Origin of the sequence: Bacillus niameyensis (genome assembly GCF_001375535.1) — a bacterium.
Lineage (GTDB): Bacteria > Bacillota > Bacilli > Bacillales > Bacillaceae_C > Lederbergia > Lederbergia niameyensis.
The window spans coordinates 1,693,314-1,717,916 of record NZ_LN831197.1; the positions used below are offsets into that span (position 1 = coordinate 1,693,314).

A 24,603-nucleotide genomic window follows, 5' to 3' on the forward strand; every position below is an offset into this window, starting at 1 on the left:
CCCATTGCAAGGGCTCGCCAATATGTAAATCCCTTCTGTGGTATGCCAGCGTTACCTATGTGCCACTTACCAGAAAGCGCACACGTGTACCCTGCATCTACCAGATCTTCTGTATAACAACGCCTATCACCAAGATAATCAGTCGCTGTTGTTTCACTCAGCTGATTCTTTGGCCAGTCATAAAACCACTCACGGTTTTCTTCATTAAAATGGCGAACCAAATCGTCATCAAGTTGCGATTTTTCTACATGTCCTTCCGCAATCCAGTCCTGTATCCCGTGACGAGACGGCATCTGACCTGTCATAATTGAAGCCCGGGCGGGTGAGCATACAGGGGATGCACAAAAGAAATTTTCAAATCTAATACCGTTTTTGGCTAACATGTCAAGATTTGGAGTCTTGACATCCCGATTTCCCGCACAACCCATTGACCAGTAACCTTGATCATCTGACATAATAAATAAAATATTTGGTTTCATTTTATCACCCCATTTTATTGTTTTATTAAGTAACATAATAGTCACAATACTTTTTAGCAAAAAAAGTCGGCTTACAAGACTTCTGAATTTGCCTCATTTACATAAGTTTTCTTAGCACGTTCTTGAACTTTTCACGACTAAAGTCGCGAGATTCCTAAGGACGGAAGCCTATCAACTTCTAATGAATTAAACTAAGTTATTTTAAAAGTTCTTTCCCCTTAAATAGATTCCGCGATTTGTAAAGTGGCATTATCTGCTATGATTCATAATTGGAAAAGGAGAAGCATCTTATTTAGCTTCTCACCTCTCCAATTTAATCATTTATATTTTTCATCATATGACCTTTGATGTATAGCCACATATTCTTCAATACCAATTTCTTGCAAAGTAGAAATATATTTATCCCATGAACTATCGATATCAGATTGTCCTGTAATAAAAGCAGATGCCATTTCATCAACATAATCTGTTAACGACTGTTCAATTTTAGCCATTTTATTTGAATCCTCTTCACTAAAGAATAACGGTGGCAGCGGCTCAATTGTATCTGAAATATAAGGGGCATATTGTTCAGTAGCTGCCCATAAGAGTTGTTCTTGATGTCCTTCAGGAACTGCTTGACCAGCCCTAAATTCTTTTGTTCTTAATGAAGGGCCTGTTTGATCCCAATAATCATTGTGAACAGGTTCTTCTTTTTCTATAGTTTCATATTTTGCTTGATTACCATCTAATCCAAGTACACCTTCTTCAGGTATTTTCCACTCTTCTCCTTCCCTGCCAATTACTGAGCGCATAGTTATTTCCTCTTGATACATTGCATCAGCCCAGCGGAAAGCAACTTCCGGATTTTTCGCTTTATTCGTAATAATAAATTCCGCTGGACGAGTAACTGGGTTTGGAAGATAGAACGTTATACGTTGACCATCAGGTCCTTCAAGTGGAGGAATAGCAACGTAATCCTTCATACGACTGTCACCTTCGGTAAATGAACTTAGAGTTGCAGATAAAGCTGTTCCTAAAATAGGTATTTCTGGATTCTCTCCCAATTGCTTAAACTGCTCCCCATTTTGAGTAAATGTACCAGAATAAATCAACCCATCTTTATATAAACTATTTAAATATTTGAGCCCTTCTTTATATTCTTCTTTATCCCAAGGAGCAATAATCTTTCCATCTACTACATGGACATCACTATAAATAAAAGGATCCATTAAAAACCCTGTTAATGAAGTATGCCATCCATTGTACTGTCCAGATAACGGAATTTCATCAGCTTTGCCATTTCCATTAGGATCGCCATTTTTAATTGCAAGCAATAGTTCTCTAAATTCCTCAGTGGTTTGCGGTATGTCCATGTCTAGTTTATCTAACCAAGGTTTATAAACCCACATCTTTTGTGGCATTGTACAGTGAAAACACTCATTTACTTGAGGTAAAGCATAAATTTTTCCATCTGGTGAAGTAATCGCATCCTTAACCACCGGTATTTCCTGAAACATTTTTTTAGTTTCGATCCCGTACTTTTCAATTAGATCGTTTAACGCTAAAAACGTACCATTATCACCATACAACCTTAATTGAGCAGGCTGTAGCCCCATATCCATAATTACATCTGGATACTCGCCACTTGTAAGAATTAGATTAAGCTGTTCTTGTGCTCCTTCACTTGGAAGAACTTCCCAATTAATATGAACACCAGTCTTTTCTTCATACCATTTAGTAAATTCATTAGTATTAAAATCTTTAACTAGTGAATTAGCTGGGATCAAAACATTTAACTCAACTTTTTCTTTCACAATTGGGAATTCTCCTGCATCTGTAACAATGGAATCAGATCCTTGTTGGGCTGCATCACCGCCACCTTTATTACCTTCAGTTGTCACATCTTTATCCTTAGAACATGCTGCGATTAATAACGTTAAGAGCAAAAGTAATACGAGAACAATTTTCTTTCTGGACATAAAAGACCCTCCTTAAAATTTTTCAAAAGCACAATACACAATATTTCATATGCCAACAGGTTGAAGCTCATCCCCCCTTTCAAGCAAGGATTTTATAATGCCATTCTATTAACCTTTTAAAGAGCCTATCATTACTCCTTTAACAAAATGTTTTTGTACAAACGGATAAATAATTAATACTGGTAAAGATGCAACAACAATTGTCGAGTACTTTAATAATTGTTGTAACCCAATTCTCTCTTCAAGGTTTGTTACATCACTCATCATCGAAGGGTCAACCTCGTTTTGAACCAAAATATCTCGCAGTACGAGTTGTAGTGGAAACAAACTAGTATCTCTTAAATAAATTAGCGCACTAAAATATTGGTTCCAATGCCCTACTGCATAGAACAAGGACATAACTGCAATGATAGGAGCCGATAATGGCAACACGATCTTCCATAAAAACTTAAAATCATTACAACCATCCATTTTTGCAGATTCTAAAAGTTCGTCTGGAATTGTTGATTTAAAAAATGTCATTGTAACGATTACATTGAACGTTGCCATCGCATTCGGAACAATTAATGCCCATCTTGTATTTAGCATTCCTAAATCCCTAACTAGCAAATACATAGGTATTAATCCACCGTTGAACATCATAGTGAACACAAACATAAACAGAAATATATTTCTTCCTCGAAAATCTTTCCTAGTTAAGGGATAGGCTGCCAGTACAGTAAGGAAAACGTTAATTAACGTCCCGACGACCATATAAAATAATGAGTTAGCATAACCTGTCCAAATTGCCTCATGTTTAAATACTTCTTGATAACTTTTTATACTTATGTCAACCGGCCATAACCATACTTTTCCACTCGAAATTGCCTCAGCCGAGCTAAAAGACGCACTTACAACAAAAATAAGCGGATAGAGAACGGATGCTACAAAGAGTGATAATAAAATGTAATTACAAATAGTAAATATCCTATCACCCTTTGATTCTCGGATGGATGTGTTCATGTAACAATTCCTCCCTTTCTAATTAATTACCATAGTCCCTGTTTTGTAACTACCTTTGCTAGTTTATTAGCACCTACAATAAGAATTAGGCCTACAATTGCTTTAAATAATCCTATTGCAGCTGAATACGAGTATTGTGGAATCATTGATGTTAAACCGATTTTATAAACATATGTATCAATTACTTCCGAAGATGATATATTGAGTGAATTTTGCATTAACAACACTTTTTCAAATCCAGTATCTAGAAATCCGCCCATATTTAAAATTAAAATAATGACGGCTGTAGGTAAAATCCCCGGGATATCAATATGCCAAATTCTTCTTAACTTCGAGGCTCCATCAATGATTGCTGCTTCATGGAGTTCTGGGCTGATACCTGCTAATGCTGCCAAATAAATAATGCAACCGAAACCAACATTTTGCCACACGTCCGTCCAAACAAAAATTGATTTAAAATAACTTGCTTTTGCCATAAAGTTAATTTCTTCGATACCGAAGTTAGCTAGGAATTGATTTAGTACTCCTCTGGGATCTAATATGACAAAAATGATTCCTACCATAACAACAACTGAAATAAAATGCGGGGCATAAGTAATCATTTGTGCAGCTCTTTTAAACCTTTTGTTATAGATGTAATTTAAACTTAGAGCCAACACAATAGGAAGCGGGAAAGTAGCAATTACTTGATAAATGCCTAAAACTATTGTGTTTTTCATAATTCTCCAAAACTCGTAAGAATCGAAAAACTCAATGACATGTTCAAATCCTACCCATGGACTTCCTAGGATTCCCTGAACAGGATTATAATTCTTAAATGCAATTATGGCCCCATACATCGGATAATATTTAAATAATAAAAGATATAATAATGGTAAAGAAAAAATAATGTATAACTGCCAACCATTTTTAACATCTTTCCAAAAAGCAACTTTTCGGCTAGTTTTTAATTGCCTATTAATTTCCGAGTCTGATATTGATGTTTTCGAAAACCCCATTTTCACTCACCCTCCGTTTAATAGTAACCGCTTTCATATGTTACCAATAACAATAACATAACATATGTCAGAATATTGGTCAATATAAGTAATTGAGATTTCTAAAATTACTTACTCTTCCGTATTACCTTCGATCTTAATTCANATTATGAATATAAAAGTTACTTAACTACACCTTTTTTCAAAATAATATTGGCATATTGAGCCTTTTCACCTGTTGCTACAACAGCGAATGCTTTTCTAGTGCGTTCATAAAATTCAAAGCGTTCCATATAATTAAATGTAACTGATGTGGGATGTTCCTTTTGAATGATTTCTTCATATTCCTCCCAGATAGTCGGTTGAATTGGATCACCTGGAACAACTTTCATTAGTGCTATGGGCTTTTCCACATATGTATCGATTGGTAGAAATTTCAAAATTGCTTCTAACAATTCCGGTATACCATGACCATCACAACGTATGAGGCGCTGGGTGTGGCTGGCAGACGGAAAATTACCGTCTGCCAAAACAATTTCATCACCATGACCCATTTCCATTAAAATTTTCATAAGGTCTGGTGAAATAATAGAAGGTATTCCTTTAAGCATAACAACACACCCGACCTTTACTTTTCTTCAACAAAATAGTTTGTAATAGATCCCAATTTTTCAATTTCACAAGTAATCACATCACCTGGTTGGATATAAACTTGCTTGTCTTCAGGTAGTCCTAGAACGACCCCTTCAGGAGTACCAGTTAAAATAATATCACCAGGTTCAAGTGTTAAATATTGAGAAATATAGCTAACGATTTCTTTACAGTTAAAAATCATATCGGATGTATTGGAGTCTTGTCTTACTTCACCATTTACAATGGTTTTTAATTGCAAATCATTGGGATTTCCTACTTCATCCGCTGTGACTAAGTATGGGCCAACTGGACTAAAGTCATCGCCAATTTTTCCAAGCATCCATTGTGGAGTTCGCATTTGTAAATCACGTGCAGATAAATCATTGGCTGCACAATAACCAAATACGTAATCTAGAGCATCTTCTTCACTTACATACTTCGCCTTTTTTCCAATGACGATTCCTAACTCTACTTCATAGTCAAGTTTTTCCGTCGTCTTAGGAACAGCAATTTCCTTTTTATGTCCTGTCAAAGTATTATCGAATTTATTGAACAGAATCGGAAATTCTGGATATGGCGCATTTGTTTCATCGGCGTGTTTACGATAGTTTAATCCAACACAAATAATTTTATGGGGCTTTGTTACACATGGTCCCCATTCAAGGCTCTCATAATCAACATATGTAACCTTTTCATCAGCCACAGCCTTTTGTACCAAATCATGTAGTTTACTAGTAGCTTCTGCACCACCAGCGATAACATTCATAATATCTGTATCAGCATCTACACTAAGTTTTTCGGCAGTAGCTGCTACATCAACAATACCTTTTTCCGTTTGAATTCCTAATTTTAAAATTCCCTTATCTTCAAAAGTTAATAATTTCAAGAAAATATTCCCCTTTCATTCCTTATGCATTTTTACCAAAGACTACTCCGCCATCAATATATAATGGAGAGCCCATCATAAATTTCGCTTCATCTGATGCTAAAAACAAAGCAGCGTTTGCAACATCTTCTGGAAGTCCTAGATCACCGCTCAATTGTCTTTTCTTAATGCCTTCAATAGCTACTTCTGGATCGCTATATGATGTTTTTAAATAATTTTCTACAAATGGAGTATAGATCGTTCCTGGGAGCAAAGCATTTACACGAATATTATAAGGGGCGTAATCGACTTGCATTGCCTTAGTAAGCGATAATACTGCTCCCTTTGTCGCAGAATACAATGCCCGTTGAGCAAGTCCCATTTCGGCAGCACAGGAAGACATATTAATAATGCAGCCATTTTTTTGTTCCATCATATGTTTCACAATATACTTGCTTAATAGATAGACACCTTTGACATTGACAGACATAACCTTGTCCCAAACGTCCGGCTCTACTTCATCCAAACGCCCAACATTACTAATACCAGCATTATTAAATAGAATATCAATTTTCTTAAACTCACCGATAACGTTGTCTGTTAATGCCTGAACATCTTGAGGATTTGTGACGTCAGCTAGAATAAATGATGCACTTCCACCATTTTCCTTAATAAGCTGAACGGTTTCTTCACCATGTTCTTGATTAATGTCGTTGACAATTACATGCGCACCTTCAGAAGCGAAACGAAGGGCAGTTGCCCGCCCTATTCCGCTCCCAGATCCAGTAATAATTGCAACTTTATCTTTTAATCTCATACAAGTTCACTTCTTTCTTCTTGCATATGATCTTCCGGCTGTGCTGCTTTTACTGTTAACCCACCATCAACCATAAGCAAGTGACCATTGACTTGCATTGCTTCTTCGGATGCTAAAAAGACGACTGCATCGCCAATTTGTTTTTCAGTTCCTAGTCGCTTCATCGGATTGGCCTGAATTTCCTTTTCTAGAATAGCAGGGTCGCTTAAATAATCGGTACACATATCTGTGGCCACTGTACTTGGACCAACTGCATTAACGTTAATGTTGTACTGACCGAGTTCAATAGCTAATGCCTTCGTCAATTGATGTGCTGCCGCTTTAGACGAAATATAGTGAGGGATGACGGGACTTGTCACTAGCAAACTAGCAGTAGACGTAATATTGATAACTTTCCCATATCGATTCTTAATCATATTTTTGGCTACACGTTGTGTTGTTAGAAATATTGACTTCACATTCGTCTGGTACGTTTGATCCCAAACTTCTTCTGTGACTTTTAAGAACGGTTCAAAAGGTGCAATTCCGGCGTTGTTAACAAGTACTTCAACGTTACCAAGTGTTTTTTCTACTTCATCAATCATTCCATCGACTTCTTGCTTGTTTCCGACATTTGCCTGTACAATCATAAACTTTTGATCATTATATTTTTCTTGCAGCTTATTTTTCAATGTCTCTGATTTTTCACGGCTAGAGGGAGAGTTATAATTAATCGCTACATGTGCGCCTTCTTCAGCTAATCTTTCTACAATCGCTGCACCAATCCCTCTGCTGCCTCCAGTTACAAGTGCTACTTTGTTTGCTAATCTATTCATGTCACTGCCCCTTTATCGAGTATATAAATCTTATAAACTAATACCAATCCGGCTAATGCTAAACTCTGTATGACCTAAAATTTCAGCTTTTGTTTGCTCTCCGCTAGCAATTTCTTTAATAAATTGATAGATTTTTTCTCCAGATTGATCAAAGGTTTCTTTTCCGTGGAGAACACCACTTGTATCAATATCAATATTGTCTTCCATTCGTTTTGCAGTTACTTCATTACCTGTTAATTTAATAACTGGAACGATTGGATTTCCTGTTGGAGTACCTCTTCCAGTTGTAAAGCAAACAATATGAACACCGCTTGCTGCCATGCCTGTCACACATTCGATATCATTTCCTGGGGAATCCATAAAATAGTATCCTTTTCCAGGAATTTCTTCGGCAAAATCAATGACATCTTGTAGTGGTGCTGTTCCTGCTTTACTAATGCAACCAAGTGATTTTTCCTCAATGGACGATAAACCGCCTGCAATATTACCAGGGCTTGGGTTTCCGCCGCGCATATCAACGCCCATCCGCTCAATTTCATTTTCGAATCGTTGAATCGCCTGATAAAGTTTGTCCTTTACTTGTTCGTTAACAGCTTTAGCAGCGACGAGATGTTCTGCACCGATAATTTCCGTTGTCTCTCCCATAACGATGGTTCCGCCTTCACCTAAAATAAGGTCGGCTGCCTTTCCAAGTGCTGGATTACTGCAAAGCCCTGATGTGAAATCTGACCCGCCACATTTAACTCCAACAATTAATTCGGAAATAGGCACATCTTCCACAGGAGTATCTTGGATTAGAGCCAGCAATTTTTTTGCTTCTTGTACACCTTTTTGGATGGTTTTAATCGAGCCACCCTCTGTTTGGATATCAATCCATATAACGGGTTTACCAGTTTCTTCAATTTCCGCCTTAACATCTTCGGCATTAATAACTTCGCATCCAAGGCTAACGATAAGAACCGCTCCAACATTCGGGTTTTTCCCCATACCAACTAACACTTTATGTGTTCTCTCTTTATCATCGCCAACTTGGCTACATCCGTGTTGATGAGGAATAGCAACCGAATCTGGTACTTGTTGCTGAATTCTCGCACAAACCTGATTGGCACAAACAACAGTAGGGAGGATCAATAAATGGTTCCGAACGCCGACTTTTCCATTTTCTCTACGATATCCTTTAAACGTTTGCATTTGTTTTTTCACCTTCTACTTTTTTATCCCCGCGGCCTCTGATACCCTCGATATTATGAACGTGGACATGTTCTCCAACTTGAATATCAGTTGTAGCAGCACCGATTACCTCACCGTACTTTAAAACCTCTTTTCCAGTAGGTATGGGAGATATAGCTGCCTTATGCCCAAAATTTATATCTTGTTTTAATACAATTTGATGAGTTTCACCGTTTTGAGTATAAATCAATGTTTCACCCTTTCTAACATCCTTGAGAAGTGTCGTCAAGTTGTCTTTATCATCCATGACAATACACGAGATTCCTTCGTAAAAACTTTTTTCCATCTGTTTCCCTCCATAAATTGATTGTTACCGATATCATAATGATACCAAGTTATTGAGTTTTTTGTCAATTTAAAATCTATTATGTGATTTCGGCATAATCCACCCTTTACTCCGAAGCATTTTTCAATCTGGATAATAAAGGGGGCTCTATCCATATTAAGCTATTTTTATACATCTTATTTGAATTCTAATATACTTTACAAAAACAACAATACTTATGTTTAGTACTTATATTTCATTTTGTTTAGCTCGTTCTGCTATAGCCTGATTGAGTTATTTCCTGTAATTCTCTTTCAAGTTCCTTTGCAATCTCATTTCTTTCCGTATATAAGTTATACTCTTCCTCCGGATCATTTTTTATATTATATAATTGGCAAGGTTTCCCATCCTGTTTATATCCCCCTTGTAACGGTATTCCTATGATCTGGGGTTCATCTGGGATTCCAAAACCGCCAGATCCTTCTCCAACAATTAACTTCCATTCGCCCTTCCGAAAAGAGAACATCCCGGAATAAGAATGGTGAACAATCGATTCGCGGATTGGTTGAGATTGTTCACCTAATAAAGCTGGTAAAATATTAAAACTATCCTCACCAATATCTTTTGGAAGAGTCTCACCTAACATCTCGGCACATGTACTCATTAAATCTGTTAAACAAATCAATTCACTACTGATTGAGCCCGGTTTAATATATTGGGGCCAACTGGCAATAAAAGGAACCTTATGTCCACCATCCCAAATATCTGCCTTTTGTCCACGTAATTCACGTACAGGTTTGTGGCCATATTTAGTTATTTCCTCGGTTTTTGGATGTGGGCCGTTATCACTTGTAAATATCAAAAGAGTATTTTCCCTTATTCCTAATCTTTCTAGTGTCTTCATTACCTCTCCGACAGTCCAATCCATTTCTAAGATAAGATCTCCTCTTGGGCCAATTCCACTTTTATCAATAAATTCGTCATCTGGAGTCCATGGCGTGTGGGGACCTGTTAATGCAAGATACATAAAAAATGGTTGTTCACTACTTTTTTCGATATGCCTTTTAATCCATTCGGTAGCCTTTTGTGTATGGACCTTATTTACTTTTTTATCTTCCCATCCAGGTGTCATTAACCCCCCCCGTCCCCTTTGGCTAAAATCCATTGGGTACTTTTCTATACTAGGGATTCCTACACTTCGATCATTTTCTATAAAACAATATGGCGGCATATCTAATGATGCAGAAATACCATAATAATAATCAAACCCTACTTGTAAAGGTCCGTGCTTAATAGGTTCTTCAAAATTAATTTCATCTCCATCTTTAGACCACTCTAAACCAAGATGCCATTTTCCTATACAAGAAGTTTTATAGCCATTTTGCTTAAGATAAGATGGTACGGTTGTTCTGTCCTTTTCGATTAAAGGATTTGAATCACCTACTAACACTCCCTTCTTCAGTCTGCTTCTCCAACAATATCTTCCTGTTAAAATACTATACCTCGTAGGTGTGCAGACAGCTGAAGGTGAATGGGCATTTGTGAATAAAACCCCCTCACTAGCTAGTCGGTCGATATTTGGAGTATTAATTTTAGTGGCACCATAACAACTTGAATCTCCATAGCCAAAGTCATCTGTTAAAATATATATAATGTTCGGTTTCATCATAATCTCCCTCTATAATTATGTTTACAGGGTGCCGAAAATTTTTTCGACACGTATTCTTACAACACTTTCATAATTTCCAACACACGGACTCTAGGAAGCAATGATGACATACAGTCCCATGTCTTCTGGAATCTAAGCGCCTACATTCTTTCGTTCAGTAGAAAGTAAGCAAATTACGCCAGAAATGACCAGCAAATTCTATTCCGACAATAACTTCCGTTTTTTTGATTCTCCATAGCATCCAGAACACATTGATAGTGCATGTAATATGTGCTTGGTAATATCAATTCCGATAACTAGTCTTTTCTAGGAAACTTGATTTATCTTTTGATTGAGTTTATTCCGATATGGAGTCCCCCTTTGCTACAAGTTCGGAATCATTTCATACAAATCGACACCTCTACCATATCAGTAGGGCTCTTTTCCGTTCAAGTCCCTAAAATCCTTTAACAAGAATTCTTATCTTTTGAATTACTCAACTTACACACTAAAAATAATAAGTAACAGCATTGATTATGTTAATAAAAGATGAAAAACACCTCGTTCTTTTGGTATAGTGTAATTGTCAAGAAAACACTACCACATGGAAAAGGTGCTCTCTATATGATAGACTAAAATAACCAATACAATCAACTATCAAAAGAACTTATGCAGTTTTCCTGCGTTTTTCTAGCAAGGCATGAATTCGAAAACATTTGATTTTTAGCTGTTCTTACCTATTTCTACTCATTTTATGTTTCATAATCCAACATAAAACTTGTTGATAATGCTCTTATTTGCCAGACAACTTGTGTTTCACCTACCTATCGTACTGTCATGACAGAGCCACTGTAATACAGACCACCTAAATCGGTGGTCTGTATTACAAATTATGTGATGAAAGGAATGAAATTAGTAGGCTTCGCTTTACAGCAATTAATCCAGCTACATTAAAACAAGCGAATCAGAAAATCAAAAAAATATTCCTCAACTGAAACAGTGGATTAATATCATTCCTCTAAATCTTTACTTTTTATATTTAGCATCGTATGCTTCCTGGTAAATTTCTATATATCGATCTATGTTCATTCCTTTTAATGCTTCTTTATATTTTCCCCACCCAGACTCTATATTATCATCTCCAGAAATAAAGCGAGCATTGGATTCATTTACAAAGTTTTCAATAGTTGTTTCTATTTCTGCAAGTTCCCTTGATTGCTCCTCATTAAAATACAGTGGAGGAACTACTTTCTTCTCATCAAGTTTATAAGGCTCGTATTTTTCTTTAGTCTCATTATATAATATTACTGGAAGGGGTAATTCTTTTGACTCAACCTCACCCAGTCTAAATTCATCAGTCCTAATTAATGGCCCAGTTTGTGCCCAGTGGGTATTCTGTACTTCCCCAAAGGAGGTTAGCCTTGCCCATACAGCTTGTTCCCCATTGATACCAATTTCCCCCTCTTTAGCCCATCTCCAGTCTTTATCAAGTTCTCCAGCTTCAGCTCTTAACGTCACTTCTTCTTGATAAAATCCTTCGGCCCAACGGAGTGCAATTTCAGGATATTTTGCTTGATTTGTAATAATAAAAGATGCTCTTGATGGAACGGATGGTTGATACCAAGCAACTTGATTACCATCTGGACCTTTTAACGGAGGGACAGAAACATAATCCATCCATTTCCCGCTATTTCCTCCGCCTGTCATAAAATCGCCTTGCCAATACCCCATGGCCATACCGAGAATAGTTTCTTCTTGATTTCCAAGACGTTTTAACTGATCTTGACTTTGTGTCAAAGATTCTTTATCTAGTAATCCTTCACTATATAATTTATGAATGTAGTTTAACCCTTCTTTCCATTCCGGTTTTGTATAAGGAATTTGTATTTCACTATTTTCCAAGTACATTTCACTGTAAATAAAAGGATTCATCAAAAAACTAGGAAATGGCCATAGATCTTTACTACCGGCAATTGGAATCTCATCCTGTTTACCGTTTCCATTAGGGTCTTGTTCTTTAAATACTTTAAGTACATGATAAAAATCTTCTATTGTTTCCGGCATATCTAAACCTAATTTATCTAACCATGGCTGATAGATCCATAACTTTTGTGCCATTGTACAATGGTAACACTCATTAATCGAGGGGAGGGAATAAATATTTCCATCAGGAGCTGTAATTGCATCCTCGATATCAGGTCTTACATCTATTAATTTCTTTAATTCAGTTCCATTTTCTTCAATTAACTCATTTAAATTTAGAAACATTCCTTGGCTTCCATATATCATTAATTGCGACAATGTTACTGGACTACTCATTATAACATCTGGTAAGTCACCACTTGATAATATCAGATTTAATTTCTCTTCTGCATTTTGCATGGGCATGACTTCCCATTCAATATGAACATTAGTTTTTTCTTCATACCATTTTGTAAACGCATTTGTCTTAAAATCCTCAACTAAAGGGTTAGATGGAACTAAAACTCTTAAGGTAACTTTCTCTTTAGTTATTGGAAAAGTGCCTGGTTCTGTAAGTTCAATTTTCCCCTCAACATTTTCTGCTCCTGTATTTTCAGTGCTGTTACATCCTGATAAAGAAGATAATAATATTAATACAATAGCCATCAGTAAGGGCAATCTTAACTTTGCCATTATATTCCTCCCAAATGAAAGTTATCTTAAATTCCCTATAACCGTATATCTATAATATTACATATGGAATAATTAAACGCGTGTTAATATAATTCCCCATTATTCGTTCTTCAAAAATATTTCAATAACTGGAACAGCTGCATCTGGCTTTTGGACAGGAAGTTCAAGCGTTACAGATCCGCGCATAACATTAGCAATCGTATGTGTGAGTTCTAAGTTGGAATCATGTTCCTTATAAATTACCTCTGATGCAGGCGTGTTCGTCACTTTATAATCATATTCGGAATCCCAAAGAGCAAACCCTTCATGGTGTTTTGTCGCAATCACAAAGTATTTCATTCCAGCCTCTTTAGCTTCACGCGTCCATTTTTTGGACCACACAAGTCGGAATCAAAAAATTCGAAATACTTATTGTACGTATCAGGATGAACTTTTTCCCGATTCATCACCCACTCATGACGCGCAGCACTGGAATATAGACCCCAGTGAATAAATAATCCAAAGCGATCATGAATTAACCATTCTGGATTGCCATAATGAGATGGCCAATTTATAAGATTAATAATTTGATTGTTACTCCCCCCAGTTCAGCTTAAACGTAATTTAGATGTAATTAGACACATCCACTACTAAATAACTATTTCTTATATTTTGCATCATATGTCTCTTGGTATATTTCAATATACCGATCTAAATTCATACCTTTGAGAGTTTCTAAATACTTCTCCCAGCCCTTAACAATATCTTCATCACCAGAAATAAACCGTGCACTTGATTCACTCACAAAATTATCGATTGTTGATTCAATCTCTGCAAGTTCAGCTGATTGTTCCTCGTTAAAATATAGCGGAGGAACTACCATGTCTTCATCAGGTTTATATGGCTCATACTTTTCTTTTGTTTCCTCATAAAGGATTTTTTCCAAAGGTTGATCATCTGTAGTCATTTCACTCAACCTAAATTCATCCGTTCTAATTAAAGGTCCGCGTTGTGCCCAATGGGTATTTTGAACTTCTCCATAGGAGTCTATTCGAACCCACTTTGCCGGATTACCATTAATTCCAATTTCTCCTTCTTTAGCCCATCTCCAGTCCTTATCCATTTCACCAGCTTCTGCCCTCAATGTTACCTCTTCCTGATAAAAACCTTCTGCCCAACGCAAAGCTATTTCAGGATGTTTTGCCTGGTTTGTAATAATAAAGGAAGCCCTTCCAGGTACTGGCGGTTGATACCAAGAAACTCGATTTCCATTTGGCCCCTTCAATGGTGGTACAGCGACATAGTCTAGCCATTTTCCACTATTTCCACCAGCTGTCATAATATCACCTTGCCAATACCCCATAGCCATGCCAAGAATAGTTTCTTCCTGATTTCCAAGACGCTTCATTTGATCCTGATCTTGTGTCAATGATTCCTTAGCCATTAAACCTTCGCTATATAATTGATGAATGTACTTTAGTCCCTCTTTCCATTCTGGTTTTGTATACGGAACTTGAATTTTTCCGTCTTCTACATACATCACGTTATAAACAAACGGATCCATTAAGTAACTAGGGAAAGGCCAAAGATCTTTATTACCAGCAATTGGAATCTCATCTTGTTTACCATTACCATTCGGATCTTTTTCTTTAAACGCTTTTAGTACTTGATAAAAATCTTCGGTTGTTTCTGGCATGTCCAAGCCCAATTTATCAAGCCAAGGTTGATAGACCCATAACTTTTGAGCCATTGTACAATGGTAGCACTCATTTATATAAGGTAAAGAATAAATATTACCATCCGGGGCTGTAATAGAGTCTAATACATCCGTTCTTTCATTCAAAAATCCCTTTATATCCGTACCATGTTCTTCAATTAAATCATTAAGCGGTAAAAACATCCCTTGATTTCCATAAATCATTAGTTGTGAAAGTGTCACAGGACTATTCATGATGACGTCTGGGAGGTCACCACTAGATAAAATCAAATTTAACTTTTCTTCTGCATTTTGTGTGGGCATAACTTCCCACTCGATATGAACATTTGTTTTTTCTTCATACCACTTTGTAAATTCATTTGTTTTAAAGTCCTCAACTAACGGATGTGCAGGAACTAAAACTTTTAATGTTACCTTTTCCTCTGTGATAGGAAATGTTCCTGGTTCAGTTATTTTAACGCCTCCTGTTTCTTCCGTTGATGTTGTCTTTTCGCCAGTACATGCGGACAACAAAAATGTAAATGTCAATAAAATCAGTATGAACATGAATAATGGAACTCTTCTCACGAAAATCCCCCCTGTAAGGATTATTATCGCTCTTACAAAATAGATTGGAAGTCTTCTATTACCATTCCTCTATAAATCTATTTACTCCTTCAATGAACCTATCATAACCCCCTTAACAAAATGTTTCTGTACAAATGGGTAGATAACTAATACCGGAACAGAGGCCACAACTATTAAAGAATATTTTAATAGTTCTCTTAAACCGGCGATAGCTGCTTGGGATTCAACATCCATAAACATTTCTGGATCAACTTCATTTTGAACAAGAATATTATTTAAAATGAGCTGTAGCGGAAAAAACTGTTGATCTCTCAAATATATTAGAGCGTTAAAAAAGGCATTCCAGTGACCTACGGCATAAAATAAGCCCATTACCGCTATAATCGGACCAGATAAGGGAAGAACTACACTTCTTAAAAAGCGAAAATCACTGCACCCATCCATTTTTGCAGCTTCATGTAATTCATCTGGAATCGTCATTTTAAAATATGTTCTAGTAATAATGACGTTAAAAACAGACATTGCATTTGGTATCATCATTGCCCACCGTGTATTCAACATTCCAAGTTCTTTTACAAGTAAATAATTTGGGATGAGCCCACCGCTAAAAAGCATTGTAAATAAGAAAAGAAACATAAAAAAATTTCGTCCATAGAAATCCTTACGGGATAATGGATAAGCGGCCAATATCGTTAACGTAATATTAATGGCTGTCCCGACTATCATATAAAAAAGGGAATTTCCGTACCCTGTCCATATCTGTTTATATGCAAAAACAGCTTTATAACCTTCAAGGCTAAAATCAACAGGCCACAACCAAACCTTTCCAGCGACAACCGCATCAGTTGAACTAAAAGAGGAACTTACAATAAATATAAGCGGATATAGAAACACAACGAGCAGGATAGTTAAGATAAAATAATTTAAAATGCTGAAAACCCTATCTATCTTTGTGTCTTTAATTCTAGGAACATTCAAATCTATTCACCTCTTTCCTTTTGGGTCATTACCATAAACTTTCTTGTCCAATTTTTTTGGCGAATTTGTTGACTAAAAAAATTAGAATTAAACCTATAATTGATTTAAACAATCCAATTGCAGCAGCATAAGAATAGTTAGGGATAGCTGAAACTAAACCTACTTTATAAACGTAAGTGTCAATAATTTCACTACTTCTTAAATTGAGAGGGTTTTGTAATAAAAGGGCCTTTTCAAAACCAATGTTCAATATGTTCCCCATATCAAGAATTAATAAAATGATTGTTATCGGTAAAATTCCTGGAATGTCAATGTGCCAAATCCTTTGGAGTTTGGAAGCACCGTCAATAATAGCTGCTTCATGTAATGCTGGACTTACACTGGAGAGAGCTGCAAGATATATAATGCAGCCAAAACCAACACTTTGCCAGATTCCTGACCATACATAAATGGATTTAAAATAAGTCGCGTTCCCCATAAAATGGATAGACTCAAATCCCATTGATGTTAAAAGACTATTAATAGGCCCCCGAGCCTCTAAGAATACAAAAATGATTCCTACCATTACGACAACTGATATAAAGTGGGGAGCATAAGATACCATTTGTACTGTCTTTTTAAAATATTTTTTGTTTACGTAATTTAGGCTTAATGCCAATAGAATAGGAAATGGAAAACCAGCAATTAATTGATAAAACGCCAAAACAATTGTATTTTTGATTACTCGCCAAAATTCATGTGATTTAAAAAACCTTTCAAAATGATCAAATCCGATCCACTGACTCCCTAGAATCCCGTTAACTGGATTAAAATGTTTAAAAGCAATTGTTGCACCATACATTGGTATGTAGTGAAAAATAAGTATATATGCTAGTGGCAATAAAAAGAGAACGTATAGTTGCCAACTGTTCTTAATTTGTTTTAACACTGATTTCCGTTTATTTGCTTTAATAATTACTGATTTTTTGGGTTTATTAACTGGCGAATTTCTTATCTCCAAATTTTCTCCCCCTTATTTTTTGATATTACTTACAATAGTTAGAACAGTATTAACTTTACTCTCGCATGTTAATGGTAATATCAAAATAACACTACCTCCAAAGACTGTCAATTATTTTTATTCCAAATTTTCCGACACTTCATACTATTTTTTGATAATAACATTTGCATATTTTTTAGAAACACGTCAATTTCTATCTATTAGAGGATTTTCTGAGAAAGCTAAGGGAAATTAAATAAATTTGTTTTAAATAAATATATTCAGAATTCACAAGAAAAATAAGTATAAAATGCAGCCCAACAGTTGGTATAGTTGATTTATCAAAACACTCAGACAATTAATTATACCTTCAAAAGATACCATCCAAGGATAGTAACAAAAAAATGCAAAAGTTAATCAAAGTCAACTACTATAGTTGATTGCAGGCTTTTCTTAATAACATCAATCATACTTGCCTATATCCGACAACGATAGTTGAGTTATCAATAAGAAGTAATGAATATCATTGGATAAACAAAAAAGGAAATCAGGTGTATTTAATAACACTTTGATTTCCTTTTTTATGTTTGCATAAACCTTTACATGTGAAATCCTTGTCTAACCGTCAATGCCCCTTTCCCTAAGAGTCATTGACAAACTCTAATACAATAGGATTTACCTATAGAACTATTCAATCAGTATTCAATCCATTCATTTTGTTTAATTATTATTAATTAATCTATCTAAATGAACGTTCTCCTTTTGCCCTCAGACCTACTGGCCCTATCTGCCCAATCCCACGATTTGCCTCAAGTCTGCCGTCTGTCTCTCGATCTGTATATTTGTCAAACCAAAGCTCCATTTTATACTTCAAATCACTTATGATTACGGCGAATTCCTTCTGTCCAACAAGATTGTTCCGTTCATTCGGATCGTTTACCATATCATAAAGTTCATTTTCACCATATGGGTATCTATGTATATATTTCCATTCCTTCGTTCGAATCATTCTTGCTGGTCCATATTCAGAATGAACAACAACCATATCGTGAGAATCATGCTCTTCATCTTTAAGAATCGGCAGGAAACTTTTTCCGGGGAGCGATTCATTCAACTTCTCATTTGAATCGATAAGTTCGAGAATAGTTGGCATAATATCATAATGGCTAAGTAAACTATCGCAAACACCACTTTTTCTATCAGGCATACTTATAATAGTCGGTACCTTGACACTTGTTTCATACATATTCATCGGAAACGTTCCGTTGCCTTTGCCGAATATTCCATGATGCCCCATTGCCATTCCGTTATCCGATGTGAATATGATAATGGTATTATCATAGACTCCTAGATCCTTCAGATGCTCAATAATTTGGCCAATTCCCAGATCCATGCCTAAAAGTGAAGCACAGTACCCTCTATTCCATGTAAGCCTTTGGGCTAACCTAGCTTCTTCAGACGGAAATGACATTCCGGACCATTTGTGGGGTTGCTCATTTGGGAAATCGTTAAATTCACACCCCTCAAATTCCGTCCAAAGTTCAGGTTTATGATGCCTTTCATCCCATGGTGCATGAGGTGCTGTGTAATTTACCTGTAAATAAAAAGGTGTCTCCATATTGTGTGTATCAAGAAACTCTATCGCATTGTTGGTAATCCAATCAGTAACATACGTTTCTCGCTGCAAGGTAAATTTGTTTGTAACAGGATCAAGTGTAACAGGATACATATAATTTTCACCGCCCATAGCAAGGGCTCGCCAATATGTAAATCCCTTCTGTGGTATGCCAGCGTTACCTATGTGCCACTTACCAGAAAGCGCACACGTGTACCCTGCATCTACCAGATCTTCTGTATAACAACGCCTATCACCAAGATAATCAGTCGCTTTAGTTTCATTAAGTTGATTCTTCGGCCAGTCATAAAACCACTCACGGTTTTCTTCATTAAAATGGCGAACCAAATCGTCATCAAGTTGCGATTTTTCTACATGTCCTTCCGCAATCCAGTCCTGTATCCCGTGACGAGACGGCATCTGACCTGTCATAATTGACGCCCGGGCGGGTGAGCATACAGGGGATGCACAAAAGAAATTTTCAAATCTAATACCGTTTTTGGCTAACATGTCAAGATTTGGAGTCTTGACATCCCGATTTCCCGCACAACCCATTGACCAGTAACCTTGATCATCTGACATAATAAATAAAATATTTGGTTTCATTTTATCACCCCATTTTATTGTTTTATTAAGTAACATAATAGTCACAATACTTTTTAGCAAAAAAAGTCGGCTTACAAGACTTCTGAATTTGCCTCATTTACATAAGTTTTCTTAGCACGTTCTTGAACTTTTCACGACTAAAGTCGCGAGATTCCTAAGGACGGAAGCCTATCAACTTCTAATGAATTAAACTAAGTTATTTTAAAAGTTCTTTCCCCTTAAATAGATTCCGCGATTTGTAAAGTGGCATTATCTGCTATGATTCATAATTGGAAAAGGAGAAGCATCTTATTTAGCTTCTCACCTCTCCAATTTAATCATTTATATTTTTCATCATATGACCTTTGATGTATAGCCACATATTCTTCAATACCAATTTCTTGCAAAGTAGAAATATATTTATCCCATGAACTATCGATATCAGATTGTCCTGTAATAAAAGCAGATGCCATTTCATCAACATAATCTGTTAACGACTGTTCAATTTTAGCCATTTTATTTGAATCCTCTTCACTAAAGAATAACGGTGGCAGCGGCTCAATTGTATCTGAAATATAAGGGGCATATTGTTCAGTAGCTGCCCATAAGAGTTGTTCTTGATGTCCTTCAGGAACTGCTTGACCAGCCCTAAATTCTTTTGTTCTTAATGAAGGGCCTGTTTGATCCCAATAATCATTGTGAACAGGTTCTTCTTTTTCTATAGTTTCATATTTTGCTTGATTACCATCTAATCCAAGTACACCTTCTTCAGGTATTTTCCACTCTTCTCCTTCCCTGCCAATTACTGAGCGCATAGTTATTTCCTCTTGATACATTGCATCAGCCCAGCGGAAAGCAACTTCCGGATTTTTCGCTTTATTCGTAATAATAAATTCCGCTGGACGAGTAACTGGGTTTGGAAGATAGAACGTTATACGTTGACCATCAGGTCCTTCAAGTGGAGGAATAGCAACGTAATCCTTCATACGACTGTCACCTTCGGTAAATGAACTTAGAGTTGCAGATAAAGCTGTTCCTAAAATAGGTATTTCTGGATTCTCTCCCAATTGCTTAAACTGCTCCCCATTTTGAGTAAATGTACCAGAATAAATCAACCCATCTTTATATAAACTATTTAAATATTTGAGCCCTTCTTTATATTCTTCTTTATCCCAAGGAGCAATAATCTTTCCATCTACTACATGGACATCACTATAAATAAAAGGATCCATTAAAAACCCTGTTAATGAAGTATGCCATCCATTGTACTGTCCAGATAACGGAATTTCATCAGCTTTGCCATTTCCATTAGGATCGCCATTTTTAATTGCAAGCAATAGTTCTCTAAATTCCTCAGTGGTTTGCGGTATGTCCATGTCTAGTTTATCTAACCAAGGTTTATAAACCCACATCTTTTGTGGCATTGTACAGTGAAAACACTCATTTACTTGAGGTAAAGCATAAATTTTTCCATCTGGTGAAGTAATCGCATCCTTAACCACCGGTATTTCCTGAAACATTTTTTTAGTTTCGATCCCGTACTTTTCAATTAGATCGTTTAACGCTAAAAACGTACCATTATCACCATACAACCTTAATTGAGCAGGCTGTAGCCCCATATCCATAATTACATCTGGATACTCGCCACTTGTAAGAATTAGATTAAGCTGTTCTTGTGCTCCTTCACTTGGAAGAACTTCCCAATTAATATGAACACCAGTCTTTTCTTCATACCATTTAGTAAATTCATTAGTATTAAAATCTTTAACTAGTGAATTAGCTGGGATCAAAACATTTAACTCAACTTTTTCTTTCACAATTGGGAATTCTCCTGCATCTGTAACAATGGAATCAGATCCTTGTTGGGCTGCATCACCGCCACCTTTATTACCTTCAGTTGTCACATCTTTATCCTTAGAACATGCTGCGATTAATAACGTTAAGAGCAAAAGTAATACGAGAACAATTTTCTTTCTGGACATAAAAGACCCTCCTTAAAATTTTTCAAAAGCACAATACACAATATTTCATATGCCAACAGGTTGAAGCTCATCCCCCCTTTCAAGCAAGGATTTTATAATGCCATTCTATTAACCTTTTAAAGAGCCTATCATTACTCCTTTAACAAAATGTTTTTGTACAAACGGATAAATAATTAATACTGGTAAAGATGCAACAACAATTGTCGAGTACTTTAATAATTGTTGTAACCCAATTCTCTCTTCAAGGTTTGTTACATCACTCATCATCGAAGGGTCAACCTCGTTTTGAACCAAAATATCTCGCAGTACGAGTTGTAGTGGAAACAAACTAGTATCTCTTAAATAAATTAGCGCACTAAAATATTGGTTCCAATGCCCTACTGCATAGAACAAGGACATAACTGCAATGATAGGAGCCGATAATGGCAACACGATCTTCCATAAAAACTTAAAATCATTACAACCATCCATTTTTGCAGATTCTAAAAGTTCGTCTGGAATTGTTGATTTAAAAAATGTCATTGTAACGATTACATTGAACGTTGCCATCGCATTCGGAACAATTAATGCCCATCTTGTATTTAGCATTCCTAAATCCCTAACTAGCAAATACATAGGTATTAATCCACCGTTGAACATCATAGTGAACACAAACATAAACAGAAATATATTTCTTCCTCGAAAATCTTTCCTAGTTAAGGGATAGGCTGCCAGTACAGTAAGGAAAACGTTAATTAACGTCCCGACGACCATATAAAATAATGAGTTAGCATAACCTGTCCAAATTGCCTCATGTTTAAATACTTCTTGATAACTTTTTATACTTATGTCAACCGGCCATAACCATACTTTTCCACTCGAAATTGCCTCAGCCGAGCTAAAAGACGCACTTACAACAAAAATAAGCGGATAGAGAACGGATGCTACAAAGAGTGATAATAAAATGTAATTACAAATAGTAAATATCCTATCACCCTTTGATTCTCGGATGGATGTGTTCATGTAACAATTCCTCCCTTTCTAATTAATTACCATAGTCCCTGTTTTGTAACTACCTTTGCTAGTTTATTAGCACCTACAATAAGAATTAGGCCTACAATTGCTTTAAATAATCCTATTGCAGCTGAATACGAGTATTGTGGAATCATTGATGTTAAACCGATTTTATAAACATATGTATCAATTACTTCCGAAGATGATATATTGAGTGAATTTTGCATTAACAACACTTTTTCAAATCCAGTATCTAGAAATCCGCCCATATTTAAAATTAAAATAATGACGGCTGTAGGTAAAATCCCCGGGATATCAATATGCCAAATTCTTCTTAACTTCGAGGCTCCATCAATGATTGCTGCTTCATGGAGTTCTGGGCTGATACCTGCTAATGCTGCCAAATAAATAATGCAACCGAAACCAACATTTTGCCACACGTCCGTCCAAACAAAAATTGATTTAAAATAACTTGCTTTTGCCATAAAGTTAATTTCTTCGATACCGAAGTTAGCTAGGAATTGATTTAGTACTCCTCTGGGATCTAATATGACAAAAATGATTCCTACCATAACAACAACTGAAATAAAATGCGGGGCATAAGTAATCATTTGTGCAGCTCTTTTAAACCTTTTGTTATAGATGTAATTTAAACTTAGAGCCAACACAATAGGAAGCGGGAAAGTAGCAATTACTTGATAAATGCCTAAAACTATTGTGTTTTTCATAATTCTCCAANTTAGTTTCATTAAGTTGATTCTTCGGCCAGTCATAAAACCACTCACGGTTTTCTTCATTAAAATGGCGAACCAAATCGTCATCAAGTTGCGATTTTTCTACATGTCCTTCCGCAATCCAGTCCTGTATCCCGTGACGAGACGGCATCTGACCNCAATAATTTGGCCAATTCCCAGATCCATGCCTAAAAGTGAAGCACAGTACCCTCTATTCCATGTAAGCCTTTGGGCTAACCTAGCTTCTTCAGACGGAAATGACATTCCGGACCATTTGTGGGGTTGCTCATTTGGGAAATCGTTAAATTCACACCCCTCAAATTCCGTCCAAAGTTCAGGTTTATGATGCCTTTCATCCCATGGTGCATGAGGTGCTGTGTAATTTACCTGTAAATAAAAAGGTGTCTCCATATTGTGTGTATCAAGAAACTCTATCGCATTGTTGGTAATCCAATCAGTAACATACGTTTCTCGCTGCAAGGTAAATTTGTTTGTAACAGGATCAAGTGTAACAGGATACATATAATTTTCACCGCCCATAGCAAGGGCTCGCCAATATGTAAATCCCTTCTGTGGTATGCCAGCGTTACCTATGTGCCACTTACCAGAAAGCGCACACGTGTACCCTGCATCTACCAGATCTTCTGTATAACAACGCCTATCACCAAGATAATCAGTCGCTTTAGTTTCATTAAGTTGATTCTTCGGCCAGTCATAAAACCACTCACGGTTTTCTTCATTAAAATGGCGAACCAAATCGTCATCAAGTTGCGATTTTTCTACATGTCCTTCCGCAATCCAGTCCTGTATCCCGTGACGAGACGGCATCTGACCTGTCATAATTGACGCCCGGGCGGGTGAGCATACAGGGGATGCACAAAAGAAATTTTCAAATCTAATACCGTTTTTGGCTAACATGTCAAGATTTGGAGTCTTGACATCCCGATTTCCCGCACAACCCATTGACCAGTAACCTTGATCATCTGACATAATAAATAAAATATTTGGTTTCATTTTATCACCCCATTTTATTGTTTTATTAAGTAACATAATAGTCACAATACTTTTTAGCAAAAAAAGTCGGCTTACAAGACTTCTGAATTTGCCTCATTTACATAAGTTTTCTT

Annotated in this window: 22 protein-coding genes; all 22 read right to left on the bottom strand. The window is 36.3% G+C overall.

What is annotated here, in order from left to right:
• The coding region (locus tag BN1243_RS08260; protein WP_230200140.1) for a sulfatase-like hydrolase/transferase at positions 1 to 515 on the bottom strand (515 nt) is incomplete at its 3' end.
• Between the two features lie 281 nt (positions 516 to 796).
• A complete protein-coding gene (locus BN1243_RS08265; RefSeq protein WP_062105863.1) occupies positions 797 to 2,440 on the bottom strand; it encodes an extracellular solute-binding protein in 1,644 nt (547 codons plus the stop codon).
• Positions 2,441 to 2,548: 108 nt separating this feature from the next.
• Positions 2,549 to 3,442 (bottom strand): carbohydrate ABC transporter permease, encoded by an 894-nt coding sequence (locus BN1243_RS08270; RefSeq protein WP_062105865.1) that lies wholly within the window; start codon positions 3,440 to 3,442, stop codon positions 2,549 to 2,551.
• A gap of 26 nt (positions 3,443 to 3,468) precedes the next feature.
• The gene (locus BN1243_RS08275; protein ID WP_062105867.1) at positions 3,469 to 4,440 is read right to left on the bottom strand and encodes an ABC transporter permease; all 972 of its coding nucleotides are present in this window, start codon (positions 4,438 to 4,440) and stop codon (positions 3,469 to 3,471) included.
• A gap of 161 nt (positions 4,441 to 4,601) precedes the next feature.
• Entirely contained in the window at positions 4,602 to 5,030 is a 429-nt protein-coding gene (gene fucU / locus BN1243_RS08280) for an L-fucose mutarotase (protein ID WP_062105869.1), read from the bottom strand.
• Between the two features lie 17 nt (positions 5,031 to 5,047).
• Positions 5,048 to 5,938: a fumarylacetoacetate hydrolase family protein gene (locus BN1243_RS08285; protein ID WP_062105871.1), complete on the bottom strand. Its 891-nt coding sequence runs from the start codon at positions 5,936 to 5,938 to the stop codon at positions 5,048 to 5,050.
• A 22-nt stretch (positions 5,939 to 5,960) separates the two neighbouring features.
• Positions 5,961 to 6,734 (bottom strand): SDR family NAD(P)-dependent oxidoreductase, encoded by a 774-nt coding sequence (locus BN1243_RS08290; RefSeq protein WP_062105874.1) that lies wholly within the window; start codon positions 6,732 to 6,734, stop codon positions 5,961 to 5,963.
• Complete coding sequence (locus BN1243_RS08295) at positions 6,731 to 7,549, bottom strand: SDR family NAD(P)-dependent oxidoreductase (protein ID WP_062105877.1); 819 nt, start codon at positions 7,547 to 7,549, stop codon at positions 6,731 to 6,733. The genes BN1243_RS08290 and BN1243_RS08295 overlap by 4 nt, the downstream gene beginning before the upstream one ends.
• A gap of 30 nt (positions 7,550 to 7,579) precedes the next feature.
• A complete protein-coding gene (locus tag BN1243_RS08300; protein WP_062105879.1) occupies positions 7,580 to 8,740 on the bottom strand; it encodes a UxaA family hydrolase in 1,161 nt (386 codons plus the stop codon).
• Positions 8,727 to 9,065: a UxaA family hydrolase gene (locus BN1243_RS08305; RefSeq protein ID WP_062105881.1), complete on the bottom strand. Its 339-nt coding sequence runs from the start codon at positions 9,063 to 9,065 to the stop codon at positions 8,727 to 8,729. The genes BN1243_RS08300 and BN1243_RS08305 overlap by 14 nt, the downstream gene beginning before the upstream one ends.
• A gap of 244 nt (positions 9,066 to 9,309) precedes the next feature.
• Positions 9,310 to 10,710, bottom strand: coding sequence for a sulfatase family protein (locus BN1243_RS08310; RefSeq protein ID WP_062105884.1), 1,401 nt, complete (start codon positions 10,708 to 10,710; stop codon positions 9,310 to 9,312).
• A 1,008-nt stretch (positions 10,711 to 11,718) separates the two neighbouring features.
• The gene (locus BN1243_RS08315) at positions 11,719 to 13,347 is read right to left on the bottom strand and encodes an ABC transporter substrate-binding protein (protein ID WP_062105885.1); all 1,629 of its coding nucleotides are present in this window, start codon (positions 13,345 to 13,347) and stop codon (positions 11,719 to 11,721) included.
• A 99-nt stretch (positions 13,348 to 13,446) separates the two neighbouring features.
• Positions 13,447 to 13,686 (bottom strand): alpha-L-fucosidase, encoded by a 240-nt coding sequence (locus BN1243_RS08320; RefSeq protein ID WP_062105888.1) that lies wholly within the window; start codon positions 13,684 to 13,686, stop codon positions 13,447 to 13,449.
• Entirely contained in the window at positions 13,683 to 13,913 is a 231-nt protein-coding gene (locus tag BN1243_RS22575; protein ID WP_326569863.1) for an alpha-L-fucosidase, read from the bottom strand. Before BN1243_RS22575 ends, BN1243_RS08320 begins: the two co-directional genes overlap by 4 nt.
• A 71-nt stretch (positions 13,914 to 13,984) precedes the next feature.
• Positions 13,985 to 15,589 carry an ABC transporter substrate-binding protein gene (locus BN1243_RS08325; protein ID WP_062110505.1) on the bottom strand — a complete coding sequence of 535 codons (1,605 nt, stop codon included), beginning with the start codon at positions 15,587 to 15,589 and terminating at the stop codon, positions 13,985 to 13,987.
• Positions 15,590 to 15,691: 102 nt separating this feature from the next.
• Entirely contained in the window at positions 15,692 to 16,588 is an 897-nt protein-coding gene (locus BN1243_RS08330; RefSeq protein ID WP_062105890.1) for a carbohydrate ABC transporter permease, read from the bottom strand.
• A 28-nt stretch (positions 16,589 to 16,616) separates the two neighbouring features.
• Positions 16,617 to 17,588: an ABC transporter permease gene (locus tag BN1243_RS08335; protein ID WP_230200142.1), complete on the bottom strand. Its 972-nt coding sequence runs from the start codon at positions 17,586 to 17,588 to the stop codon at positions 16,617 to 16,619.
• Between the two features lie 718 nt (positions 17,589 to 18,306).
• Positions 18,307 to 19,788, bottom strand: a complete 1,482-nt coding sequence (locus tag BN1243_RS08340; RefSeq protein WP_069201842.1) for a sulfatase family protein — start codon at positions 19,786 to 19,788, stop codon at positions 18,307 to 18,309.
• A gap of 317 nt (positions 19,789 to 20,105) precedes the next feature.
• On the bottom strand, positions 20,106 to 21,749 hold the full coding sequence (locus BN1243_RS08345) for an extracellular solute-binding protein (protein ID WP_062105863.1): 1,644 nt from the start codon (positions 21,747 to 21,749) through the stop codon (positions 20,106 to 20,108).
• Positions 21,750 to 21,857: 108 nt separating this feature from the next.
• Positions 21,858 to 22,751: a carbohydrate ABC transporter permease gene (locus BN1243_RS08350; RefSeq protein ID WP_062105865.1), complete on the bottom strand. Its 894-nt coding sequence runs from the start codon at positions 22,749 to 22,751 to the stop codon at positions 21,858 to 21,860.
• Positions 22,752 to 22,777: 26 nt separating this feature from the next.
• On the bottom strand, positions 22,778 to 23,563 hold the full coding sequence (locus BN1243_RS08355) for an ABC transporter permease (protein ID WP_062105894.1): 786 nt from the start codon (positions 23,561 to 23,563) through the stop codon (positions 22,778 to 22,780).
• A 15-nt stretch (positions 23,564 to 23,578) separates the two neighbouring features.
• Positions 23,579 to 24,526 carry a sulfatase-like hydrolase/transferase gene (locus BN1243_RS08360; RefSeq protein ID WP_456061825.1) on the bottom strand — a complete coding sequence of 316 codons (948 nt, stop codon included), beginning with the start codon at positions 24,524 to 24,526 and terminating at the stop codon, positions 23,579 to 23,581.
• Between the last annotated feature and the right edge of the window lie 77 nt (positions 24,527 to 24,603).